The sequence below is a fragment of the Ancylothrix sp. D3o genome (assembly GCF_025370775.1).
Taxonomy (GTDB): domain Bacteria; phylum Cyanobacteriota; class Cyanobacteriia; order Cyanobacteriales; family Oscillatoriaceae; genus Ancylothrix.
This window is the reverse complement of the sequence record NZ_JAMXEX010000017.1, coordinates 38,507-50,048: the sequence shown is the minus strand read 5'-3', so window position 1 is coordinate 50,048 and position 11,542 is coordinate 38,507. Positions and strand designations below refer to the sequence as shown.

Here is an 11,542-nt window from a genome sequence, read left to right as displayed (position 1 = left end):
AGAGGGACACAGGGGGTTTTTTCTGTGTTTCCTCTGGGTTTAAAAAAGCATTTTTTTATAAGAGAAGTTTGTTTTAAATTAATGGTTGATTCGCTCAACTTCTGTGAGTAAAATTTCTAGGGGGTCAACCATGAAAAATAAGATCAGGCTTGCTTTTGATTGGAGTTGTTCAATGTGAAATTCGGCTTTGCCAAATAAAACAGTGCTGTTTGGGTTGATTTCGTTGGCGTATATTAGGTCTTTAAGTGGGCCTTCTTTATAGCTAGGAGCCATGTAGGTTATACCGCCTTTAATGATGTTACTGAGGGAACCCATTAAGCCGTTTAAAAAGATGTTTCCGACTTCGCTTAGGGTTTTCATTTTTACGCTGTCTTGGTCTAGGGTTCTGCGTTGTTCGTCGGCGAGGGTTTCTACGAGGGTGGCGGCGGTTTTGGCGGGGAATACTAAGAGGGCAATTCCTTCAAATTCTCCTCGATAAATAAGTTCCATTGCTGCTACTTTGACGCTTCCGACGGGTTCTTCCATTTTTTTGTGTAGTTGTCGAGGCGTTAGCAGTTCTATGGGGGCCATTTGGACATAAACCGGCCATTCCGTGAGGTAATTTAACATGGTATTGGCTCGGTCTACCCCTGTGTCAAAGAGGGTTTGTAAGGCTTCTTTTTGTTCGGATGTTGGCTGAATAGTCATTGTCATGGGGTTGTTGAAGTTTGTTTTTTTTCGGTTTGGGGTTGGGAATTATTTTTAATAATTTAGGATGTTTGTTTGATGGGGTGTTTTGATGTTTTGGGGATGGTATGAAGCGGGTTTAAGGATGAAAAAGTTTTCTCAATTTGTCCCGCTTTCTTAGTTAAAAGTCTCCGTTTAGGGTTGCCGGCAAATGGCAAAAACAGAGGTGTATCCGTGTAAAAATGTTGTGCCGCCGACTGGGCCAATTTCTCCGTTACAGAAGAATCCACTGAGGGGGATGTTTCCTAGGTAGCTTCTAAATAAGGCTGAGTCAAAGTTGGCTTGCTCGTAGAGTCCTTGTCCTCGTCCCAGACAAGAGAACATTAAGGCGCCCATTGGCGGTGTGGAGATGTCGGTTTCGTTTTGATAGCGTTGCAAAAGCATTTCTAGGTCTTCGGCTGAGGTGTTGGCATCTCGAAGGTGAAATTGGATGCGCTGGCCTGTCCTCACGCGGTCGCCGATGGCGATGGCTCCGGCTTTGGGGTCTACTCCTAAGAGTTGGCGGATCAGAAAGTCTCCTTGGTTGAGGGTTTGTTGGAATTCGTCTCTGGCAATGCCTACAAAAAGTGAATGTTGAGCAAGCTGCCGGTCTTTTTCGCTGAGGGTTTGAATGAGTTCTCTTAATACTTCGAGGGGGGGACGGGATGTGCCGATGGGTTTGTTGGGTTCTTCAAGCCCGATGACGATGTTTCTCTCTCCTTCACTGATGCGGTAAGGTTCTCCTATGGGCCGGCATCCTTGGGCGACTATGGTTTCTAAGATGATGTTGCCGCTGAGGGCTACTCCGACGCTTCCTTCTCGGTACAGTTGATAGTTGCAAAATAGGCCGGTGGGGCTGCCGCCAAGGGTGGATGCTAAACCACCGACTTTCGGTGAGCCTGGGTAGGCGTAGTCTAGTCCTTGCAGCAGGTCGTTTATGGCGGTGCTAAAGGGGTCTGCTAGTAAGATAAATTGGGGATTTTCTGCTGGGTTGACTTGTAGCATTTCTACCCAGGGGCCGGGTGGCCCATCGAGGTCTGGTAAGCCTTGGCCGTTGATGTGGAAGGTTTGGATGTTGACTCCGGGGAGTTGCGCGACTGTGAGGCTGAGGGCGGGTTCTCCTTCAATTTCTTCTGTGGCTTCTCCGGAGTTGGTGCCGGTGATGCCTCCACCGCTACACCCAATTATGGCTCTGGCTTTTAGTTGTTCTCGCAATAGGGGCATTAATCGGCTATATTCGCTGGCAAAGGCTGATGAGATGAATACCATTGCTAGGTCTGCCGGTTCGTCTAGCCCGCAGTGGGCTTGCTCTACAACTTCTTTAACGGCGGCTTCTAGGGAAGCGCGTTTTGATATGGCGTTTGTCCACTTCCATTGCTTTGCCATCATCGTTTTTTAGATTTTATATTTTAGATTAAATAGTTTAAAGTCTTTACTGGTACTGGTTGAGGTCAGTTTCTTGTTGCTTTTATTTTGACAATTGTTCCTCCTTTATTAGTCAACTGAGTGGTTTTGGCCGATTGATTGCTTTTTTCGGCTTTGACGCTTTTTGTCTGAGTCTCTACTTTGCTGCTGTTTAGCTTTAGTCTACCTTGCCGGTGCATTCCCCGATGCTGTTTGAATGGTACAATCTTGCTGCACTGTGACATTACAGTTTCCTAGGCGGTATAAATCGCTTAACATGAGTTAACATGGTAGCGAGACTCAACGCTCAGGTGTGGGCCAGCGGCGTGCGTGCTGACGAACGACAAAACCTTTAAATATCCAGGGTGATGAGCGTCTGTATGCTGTAGCTTGGTGCCTTAATTATAGATAAGCACCCACTCAAACGTTAGTTGAAATGCCGGTGAGTTTGTAGGACGTGAGCGTTTAAAAAATGTCAGCGTTCTTGGTGGCAAACTTATCTGATTTTTTTAACAAATGTTGGGTAAACACCTGAGTGAACTTTCCAAACTTTTTAAAGTTGAAAAAGAGCCGCTACTAAAAAAAACGTTGTTCAAACCAGAAAATCCATGAGCGACATCCAAAAGCAAATTGAAGTTGAACGTGACGAAGCACGCGCTGTCTGTGATATCCAGGGCGCTACTTCTCCTGAGTGTGCGGCTGCGTGGGATGCGGTCGAAGAATTGCAAGCAGAAGCTTCCCACCAACGCTCTGTTAAGCCTAAGAATTCTTTTGAAAAATACTGCGATGATAACCCTGATGCCGCTGAGTGCCGGATCTATGATGAATAAGGCCGGTCGAGTAGGCATGAAATTTCCGGTTTGAGATTGTATCGAGATCAAAACCAGCTATTTCGCTTCTCTATCTCAAGTGTGTCAACCGCACCGGCAAGCAACTGGAATGCTAATTATTAAGTTTTCCAGTTGCTTGTATTTTTTCTATTATATTTAGGGGATGGCAAAGCAATTTTGCCGTTTTTTGCTTGGCAGCACCGGCTTCTATTTAAGTATTGTTGTGTTTATTGAGGATATTTTTTGTGGAACCTTGGTTTAAATCTCTTGTTTGGTTAGACTACCGCTTGGCAGTGTTGTTTACTGTTATTATTCCCCTGATTTTGTTGATTTGGGCCTTTGTTCAAAAAAATGAGCCGATCCAACGTTTATTAATTATTTATTGGCGAGTGGCTAGTTTGCTTGCTGTTACGCTTTATTTAATGATAGCAGCATTGCCCATTAGTTTTATTTCTAGTTTGATGGCGCGGGTTTTAATACCGCTCTGCTTATGGTTTTGGGTGGATATTAATGAAGAAATCGATGATATGTCGCCCACTCCTCTTAAGTATAGTTTAACATCTTGGCGCTGGGCAGTAACGATTTACAATCTTTTAGGGGCAATATTGTTCGTTCCTTTCCTACGCTGTGCCCTAGATTCGCAATTGTTAGCAAGCCGGTTTTGTCAGGTTTGGTTTGATCCGGCTCTGCTTTATAAGCAATATTTCCACGCTAATACGAGTATTGCTTTACTGGGTTTTTTGGGAGTTGTTGGTTTAATTGCTTATGTTCTTTGCATCGGCTATTTTACCTTTTTCCGTCTAGGCAAACAAGGACGCTCTGCCACCGGCCATTAGGGGTATTTTAGGACGGGGAATTGTTGAGTTGGCAATAAAATCTATGACAGAATTAATAACAAAACGTCTGGAAAAATATACCGAAAAATATCCTAAAGAAGTTTTACTCGTTACGGCAGAAATTAATGGGGAAGAAGACGAAATCGCCATTTTTAAGGGTTTTTCGAGTTCTTTGATGCGTTCAACTGCTTTTGATCCTGATGTGCCGGTGTTACCAGATACGGCTAAGATTATTAGCATCGACCGGCTCACCGGCCCCTATAATCCTGCTAATCCCCAATATATTGAACGCGGATTAAGTTGGGAAACTATGCAAGCTTTACTGCTCAAGTGCGGTGTTTAAATCATCTAAATGATAGCGTTTTTCTGATCGCTTGGTACTCTTAAAACCTCAAACCCGGTTTCTTTAAGGAATCGGGTTTTTAAGAAAGTTTTTAAAGTTGAGGCTGTGTATTTCAGCTAATCGAAAAGCGCTCGAAACCGGCCCCAATAATGTAAATTATTCTTTTAGTAAAGCTTCTGGCGTTTCATTTTTAGAGAAGCGGAAAAATGCTAAGAGATGAGAGAGAGAAGATCCGCGAGGTTCTTTAACAAAAATCAAAGGAAAAAGAGCCAGCAATCGCATCATTGCAGAGAGAGCAAAAAGTCCGCTAATTCCGCCGGTGAGAGGAATTTCTGCTAGGAAACCGCCGGCGGTGGTTCCCAGAGCACCTGTTAAACCGGCAACAGCAGCAGCAACTCCAAAGTAAGTAGAAGGTTGTTGTTTGGCCGCAATTTCCATTTGGATATTATTGTTGCACAAATCAATAGCAGCCCAAGTGCTGCCGGTGAAAATATGAATTAAAGGCAGTAATAACCACACAGAAAGAGAGTAATTGCCGGTGCCTAACCAAAATAAAGGAGTAATAGCAACTAAAATCCCCACTAAAAGCAATAGAGGGCGATTGCCAATTCGGTCTGCTAATTTGCCCCAAAAAAGTAAAGCGACAAGGTTGGCGGCGGCGCTGAGACTGTTGTACACCGTAACTGAGCTAATATTAACGTCTAAGTTTTTTAATAAATAAATATTAAAATAAGGGCTGCTAAGATTGACAGCAAATGTCCAAAAACCAAAGTAAAGAAGAAACCTTAAAAAATTCTCGTCTTGGAAGACAGACATAAAATTTTTCGGTTGGGGAGGCGAGTCATCTTCGGGAGAGTGTTCGTCTGGTGTTTGGGGGTTAACATCAGCTTGGAAGCTTTGACAAACTAAACCCATAATGCCGGCAAATACGCCCACAAATAAAACAATGGCATAGCCTTTGAGGTCGGCACCGGCGCGGCTGACGGCTAACCCCATGAGGGGCACACAGAGTAAGCTTGTTAAACTGGCGGCGCTGTTGCGAAAGCCAAAGTAACGTCCGCGCAGCCGGTGGGGGACAATAAGCATCATCCAACTCAGCCAGGAGGCGCATCCGAGTGCTGAGAGTAGGTTGGCGGCGAAGACAATGCCAACTGTCCAAAAAATAAGCTGGTGGGAGTTGGTGCCAAACCAACTGGCAAGGGCGATACCGGCCACCAATAACAGCCATAACAGTCGGGAACAACCAAACATCAAAAGGTTGTAAGATTTGCGGCTGGTTTGCTGATCAGCAATGTAGGCTCCGACCGGCTGAAGAAAATTCATCATCATCGGCAAGGCTGACAAAAGACCGATTTCAACATTCGTGGCACCTATATGAAGTAAGAAATCGGTGAGTAAGACTCCGCCGGTGACGCAACCAAAAATGCTGGAAAAAATGCTATCTATAGTTGAGGCTTTTAGACTGCTGCGGATCGATTGTTTGGATAGTTTGTTAACAGCTATCGGGGCAAGCGATGCTTCGGAAGGGATATTTTCTTGAATTTTTATTGATGGCGGGGAAACTCTGACGGTGGAGGGAAAATCTAGCACAGGTTTAAACATATTCCAAAGGGATGTTGTTGAGTTTTTTTGGTTGCAAGGCGGTTGGGAAGAATCGGTTATTTGTCACAAGTTTAAAAGCTAAAAGTCTTGGAGGATAAGGCTTTTACCAGAGATAAATTTTTAAAGGGGCGATTTTAGGCGGTGTTTATTTTGGCGTGACAAGACTTTTCAATCATAAATTTTGAGGGCGGAATAAAGCTAACCTCAGTTTTCATAATCTTTATTCAGGCGAGCGTCGCATGAGTGGGTAATGATTTGTAGGATAAATACTGGAAGCCAGAAAAGTTATCACCCAGCGGGGAGATTCTCTTGAGGGATTTTTTTTTGATGAATGGCAAATTATATCTTAAGCGATAGGTTGAGTTTTAAGGAAGCTGGGTTTGAACTATCAACAGTTACAATAAAGACTTTGACGATAATAATTGATGAGAGTTGCTTGGGTTAGGAAAAGGAAATGCAATGGTGAACAGGTAATTGCCGGTTTTTATAAGGTCGGGATGGTAAAATCTTTGTCATCATTGTAGAAAAAAGTAGAAAATTTCTTTTTTCTCGATAAAAGCCTGAAGAGACCGCTGTGAGGGGCATAGCGTTGCCAGAGGCGCTAACGTCATTCAACGGAGATGCGTGTGGAGATGTTAGGACTGATAACCCTCTCCCCCTGTTGCTTTTCGGTGGTTATGATAGAGAAAACGCCTATCGACTTGTTTGAGACGAACCATCAGGAGAAGGATTTATTTTAAAGTTTCTGTTGCCAATATTAGCGCCGGCACTTAACCACCCCCCTATCACTGTATAATCCCTTGTCTAATTATGACTTATAAAGTCTACGCTCCCAATGTTCACTTGTTTGCTTTTCATCTGCGGACTCCTTTAGCTACAAGCCTTTATCGGGATGAGCCGGCAGACAATCTGTTGTGGCAAAAATGCGATCAAATTTTTGATAAACTTCACATCGACAATCTCAATCTCACTGATAAATTATCGCAAAATCCCTCAGATAGTCCGCGTGTTGATTTGCTGTTTGAAGAAATGAAGGAGAATAAGTTTTCTCTGCCTTTTGATAGCCATATTTCTCTGACAGAAAGCCAAGCATTGAAAATTGCTGGTTTTGTTTACCCGCTGCAAACTCACGATAGTTATGCACTGTGGTTAAATTTACGCCGGCCTGAACGGGAAAATGGCAAAAGAACCGATTATGTAGATATTTCTCTGCTGGGAAAACTGAACCCCGAAAACTGTTTATTGCCGGCTTTTGTAGAATCTTCTCTGGGTCAAACGCTGTTGATTACGCTGTGGCTAACAGAAGGGCAAAATTACCAAGATAAACACTTTTTAAAAGAGCTATCTGACCAATGTATTAATCATTTTATTTCTGACCCAAACTGCCGGCCAAAGTTCAACAGAGAGGGTTTATTATTCGGCAGTCCAATTTTTGAATATGGCATTATCAACCAGCCGCCGCCCTATCAGCATATCCTTGTTTGGTTATTTTCTCACAGTGTCACAGATACCAAGTTTGAAAAATGTTATAAAGAATTAATGGATTTATTTTATTATCGTAACAAAATTATCCAAGCTTATAAAACCAGCCGGGATGTGTACAATTTTCTTTATGAAGAATACACAAAAGTTGAGCAAGAAGTTCACAGCATTGAGGATTTGTCGGAAGGTAGCAATTTAAATTTAAGCGATATGAGGAAATTTAAAAAACTCCTCAAACGTCTTCCAAAAACAGCCCTTGAGTATTCCCGGTTGATGAGAGATTTAGATCAATGCCAGCATACAATTAGGCTGAATACCCAAAATTATGAAGAAAAAGTCGCCAGAATCCAAGCCAAACTGCAATCGGATAATTTAGTTTTTTTAGAGACTTTTAGCCAAAAAAATTGTGTTTATCTTCAAGAAGAAATTCAGGCAGATTTGAGATACTTGGGGCATGGCTCAAAGTTGCTGGAAAAAATGCTGAGTGCGATTAGAGGCATGGTTGAAATTGAACAAGCAGAACGATATGGCGACCGGCAACAGACAATTAAATGGTTAGGAATTGGCTTAGGGACAGCCGTTCTCACAGCTTCGAGTTCGGCACATATTACGCCGACAAATCCACTTCGTCCGCCTTTGAGTACCAAATCTTTGCATCCGTTTACGATAGCAGTTTTTACGAGTATTTTGGTAGGAATTTTGGCGGCCTTAACGGCTCGTTGGTTGTTGCAAAGGAGCCGAGATTAAAGGAAAATTGTCAATGAAAATTGAAAATTAACAATTGACAATTAACCCCATCTAAACCAAACTTACCTCCGGCACCGCACCCTGCATCTTGGTAAACCAATCAATCAAATAATCTAACTGCTGATTTGACTTCAAAACCCCCAAACCGCGAACTGTTACCCGACCGCGACTGTAAGCAAACTTGGAATGTAAATGATCAGGCAAATTACCCATAAGCAAATTCCAAGCCGGCTCCTCCATTGGAGTCTCTAAAACAATGTGCTGTTTACCTTCTGGTTTAATACGAGAAAAACCCAACTTTTTACCAAGTTGTTTAAGTTCCATCACCCGCAATAACTGATGCGCTGATACGGGTATGAGCCCATAACGATCTCGCCAGTCTAGCTCAATTTGTAACAATTCCTGCTTAGACTGCGCCGTTGCCACAGCCCGATAAGCACTCATTTTTTGATCTAAATCGGGAATATAATCAGCAGGGATAAACGCCACCAAATGTAAATCAATTTGCGTATCCTCAACTTTGGGAATTTCTTGGCCCTTAATTTCCCGAATCGCTTCCTCCAACATCTCCATATATAAATCAAAGCCAATTGCTTCCATTTGCCCCGATTGTTCGGCGCCCAAAAGATTGCCGACGCCGCGAATTTCCATATCTCGCACCGCCAATTGATAGCCCGAACCCAACTGCGTAAATTCTTGAATTGCTCGCAACCGCTGACGCGCCGCCTCTGAAAGCATATTTTGCTTGCTATAAAACATCCAAGCATGAGCTTGAATTCCCGACCGGCCCACCCGTCCACGCAATTGATACAACTGCGCCAAACCAAACCGGTGTGCATCTTCTATCAAAATCGTATTCACCCTGGGGATATCCAACCCCGACTCAATAATAGTCGTACACAATAAAATATCCGCCTCACCGCTACTAAAAGATAACATCGTTGATTCCAATTCCGAATCATCCATTTGCCCATGTGCCACCGCAATTCTTGCCCCCGGAATTAACAGCCGTAACATTTCTGCCGTTTCCTCAATTCCCTCCACCAAACGCACTACATAAAACACCTGTCCGCCACGATCCAATTCTTGCCGAATCGCACTTCTTATTGTTTCTGTATTGTATGCCGCTAAGTGAGTTTGAATCGGTCTCCGAGACGCCGGAGGTGTAGAAATTAAACTCATTTCTCGCACCCCAGAAAGGGACATATATAAAGTTCTAGGAATAGGAGTAGCACTCAGAGTTAGGACATCAACCAGAGTTTTCATGGCTTTAATTTTTTCTTTTTGATTGACGCCAAAACGCTGTTCTTCATCAACCACCAATAATCCTAAATTCCGAATTTCCATATTTTTGCTTAAAAGTGCCTGCGTACCCACAACGATATCTAATTCTCCGGTAGCAAGCCGGCGTTGAATATCGCGGCGTTCTTCAGCACTACGGAAACGGTTAAGCAAACCAATTTGAATGGGATAAGGGGCAAAACGTTCTTTTAAAGTGTGATAATGCTGTTGAGTTAAAATTGTAGTCGGAGCCATAAAAGCTACTTGTTTACCGGCAGTTACGGCTTTAAAAATTGCCCTAATTGCTACTTCGGTTTTGCCAAATCCTACATCCCCACAAACTAAACGATCCATTGGTCTTTCGCTTTCCATGTCGCGTTTAATATCTTGGGTTGCTTTTAGCTGGTCAGCGGTTGGTTTATAGGGGAAAGAATCTTCCATTTCTTGCTGCCAGGGAGAATCTGGGGGATAAGCAAAACCTTGTTGTTGGGTACGTTTTGCGTAGAGTTTGAGAAGGTCGAGGGCGAGTTTTTTAACGCTTTTGCGGACTTTGTTTTTAACTGATTCCCAAGATTTGCCGGTGAGTTTATGAAGTTCTGGCGGTTGGCCGTCGGTGGTGCGATAACGGGATAAGGAGCTTAGTTGATCTGCCGGCACTCGTAAGACGCCATCGGCATATTGCACAACTAAATATTCGCGGTTTTGAAATGGTTCAAGTTTGGTGAATTTGCCGACTCCGTGATGCCGGTGTACGACAAAATCGCCGGCTTGCAGTTTGTTGGGGTCAATTTGTTTGAAGGCAGATGAGCGGCGTTTGCGGACATAACTCGGTGTGGCTAAGGTGTGCTGACCAAAAAATTCTCGGTCTGTGACAACCATGAGCCGAAAAGTTGGCAAAATAAAGCCTTCGAGTTCTGCTAAACCGTTATATCTTAAGGCAACTGGGGTATGAGAAATGGCGAGTTTATCGATGGTTTTGAAGTCTCTGGGGTTGGCGACAAATTGTGCAGGACAGTCGTGTTCTTGTAATAAGGAAACGGAGCGAGATGGCTGTGCAGAAATGAGAAAAACGGCAAAGCCTCGGTCTTTTTCTGAGCGGGTAATTTCGGCAAGTTTGGCGAATTGATGGGGTGTGACCGGCACGCTGCGACTGGCTAAGTTTAGGGATGGGGAGGTAGCGCTTTGTTCGCTTTTTTGATGGGTGTTTTCTGTGCTATCGGTGAGTTCGGAAACAGCGAGGTATTCAAATTTTTGAATGTCTATAAAAGATTGGTTAAAGGGCCGGTGAATTTTAATTAAGTTTTGTTGTTTTCCTACGGTTTGCCAGTGTTGCTCTACTTGCTCCAACCATCTTTGACTGTGGGCTTTGCATTGTTCGGGTTCATCAATAACAATTAAGGTGTTTTCGGCGAGGTAGTCTAATAGGGAGGCCGGTTTTTCAAAGGCAAGTCCTAGATATCTTTTTACTCCTGTCTTTGGTTCGTCTTCTTGGAGGGGGAGGTTGTCTTGGAGGGCTTCGCGGATTAAGTGGCCGAAGTCTGTGGGGGTTAAGATGACGTGATCGGTTTTTTCGAGGGAGCGTTGGGTGGCTGGATCGAATTCGCGGATGTCTTCGAGTTCGTCTCCAAACCAATTGAGGCGCACTGGCAATTCTGCGGAGACTGCAAAGATGTCTACGATATCGCCGCGCCGGCTCCATTGGCCTTCCATTTCTACTTGGGGGACGCGCTCATACCCCATTTTGGCGAGTTTTTGGCTGAGTTGTTCTAAGTTCCAGGTCTGGTTGGTTTGTGTTTGCTCTTGGCTATGATTTTGCTTGTTGATGGTGAGGCAATAGGGTTTGAAGGTTTCGAGGGGGGGTAAATGGGGTTGAAGGGCTCGTTCGGTGGCGACGATGGCGATGTTTTTTTGGCTGGAGTTTTGGTTTTGTAAGAGGTCTGCTAGGGCTTGCATTTGTCCCCAGGTGGTTTCGGCTTCTGAGTCGAAGGGTTCGTAGGGGGAGGCTTCGGAGGTGGGGTAAAAGTGGACTGTGGGCCAGCCCATTGCTTCGAGTTGGGCTGCCCAGCGACCGGCTTCTTCAAGGGTGGCGGTGATGACGAGAATGTTCCGGTTTTCGGTTTGGGCGAGGGCGGTGGAGACTAAGCCTTTGGGTAGGCGGGGGATGCCGGTGAGGGTCAGTTGGCGGTGCCGGTGAAGTTTGGTGAGCAGTTCGCTGGCAAGCTGGGTTCGTCCGATGGCGCGTGTAATGGCAGAAAAAGACATGAGACTTTGTTGATTTTGGATGTAGGGGCGGGTTCTCCCATATTTACGCT

8 protein-coding genes are annotated in these 11,542 nt (G+C 44.3%); 4 read left to right on the top strand and 4 right to left on the bottom strand.

Translation table 11 applies throughout. The annotated features are described in order from the left end of the window. Positions 1-78 precede the first annotated feature (78 nt). Both NG798_RS21875 and NG798_RS21870 read right to left on the bottom strand, forming a co-directional pair. On the bottom strand, positions 79-693 hold the full coding sequence (locus tag NG798_RS21875; protein ID WP_261225828.1) for a hypothetical protein: 615 nt from the start codon (positions 691-693) through the stop codon (positions 79-81). 168 nt (positions 694-861) lie between these two features. Beyond that, a complete protein-coding gene (locus tag NG798_RS21870) occupies positions 862-2,091 on the bottom strand; it encodes an FIST N-terminal domain-containing protein (RefSeq protein WP_261225869.1) in 1,230 nt (409 codons plus the stop codon). A 626-nt stretch (positions 2,092-2,717) separates the two neighbouring features. Between NG798_RS21870 and NG798_RS21865 the strand changes: the two genes are divergently transcribed. From NG798_RS21865 to NG798_RS21855, 3 genes are all read left to right on the top strand, one after another. Next, positions 2,718-2,939: a Calvin cycle protein CP12 gene (locus tag NG798_RS21865; protein ID WP_261225827.1), complete on the top strand. Its 222-nt coding sequence runs from the start codon at positions 2,718-2,720 to the stop codon at positions 2,937-2,939. A 245-nt stretch (positions 2,940-3,184) separates the two neighbouring features. Next, positions 3,185-3,775: a DUF3177 family protein gene (locus NG798_RS21860; RefSeq protein WP_261225826.1), complete on the top strand. Its 591-nt coding sequence runs from the start codon at positions 3,185-3,187 to the stop codon at positions 3,773-3,775. A 43-nt stretch (positions 3,776-3,818) separates the two neighbouring features. Then, complete coding sequence (locus NG798_RS21855) at positions 3,819-4,118, top strand: hypothetical protein (RefSeq protein ID WP_261225825.1); 300 nt, start codon at positions 3,819-3,821, stop codon at positions 4,116-4,118. A 156-nt stretch (positions 4,119-4,274) separates the two neighbouring features. Here NG798_RS21855 and NG798_RS21850 read toward each other — a convergent pair whose 3' ends face one another. Further along, a complete protein-coding gene (locus NG798_RS21850) occupies positions 4,275-5,720 on the bottom strand; it encodes an MFS transporter (protein WP_261225824.1) in 1,446 nt (481 codons plus the stop codon). Positions 5,721-6,530: 810 nt separating this feature from the next. On the opposite strand from NG798_RS21850, the gene NG798_RS21845 reads away from it, so the two are divergent. Next, entirely contained in the window at positions 6,531-7,949 is a 1,419-nt protein-coding gene (locus tag NG798_RS21845; protein WP_261225823.1) for a hypothetical protein, read from the top strand. Positions 7,950-8,000: 51 nt separating this feature from the next. Here the strand turns inward: NG798_RS21845 and mfd are convergent, their stop codons facing one another. Further along, positions 8,001-11,492: a transcription-repair coupling factor gene (mfd, locus tag NG798_RS21840; protein ID WP_261225822.1), complete on the bottom strand. Its 3,492-nt coding sequence runs from the start codon at positions 11,490-11,492 to the stop codon at positions 8,001-8,003. Between the last annotated feature and the right edge of the window lie 50 nt (positions 11,493-11,542).

Coding starts and splice junctions, on each gene's coding strand:
- NG798_RS21875 (WP_261225828.1), bottom strand. CDS start 693: ATGACAATGACTATTCAGCCAACATCCGAACAAAAAGAAGCCTTACAA.
- NG798_RS21870 (WP_261225869.1), bottom strand. CDS start 2,091: ATGGCAAAGCAATGGAAGTGGACAAACGCCATATCAAAACGCGCTTCC.
- NG798_RS21845 (WP_261225823.1), top strand. CDS start 6,531: ATGACTTATAAAGTCTACGCTCCCAATGTTCACTTGTTTGCTTTTCAT.
- mfd (WP_261225822.1), bottom strand. CDS start 11,492: ATGTCTTTTTCTGCCATTACACGCGCCATCGGACGAACCCAGCTTGCC.
- NG798_RS21855 (WP_261225825.1), top strand. CDS start 3,819: ATGACAGAATTAATAACAAAACGTCTGGAAAAATATACCGAAAAATAT.
- NG798_RS21865 (WP_261225827.1), top strand. CDS start 2,718: ATGAGCGACATCCAAAAGCAAATTGAAGTTGAACGTGACGAAGCACGC.
- NG798_RS21850 (WP_261225824.1), bottom strand. CDS start 5,720: ATGTTTAAACCTGTGCTAGATTTTCCCTCCACCGTCAGAGTTTCCCCG.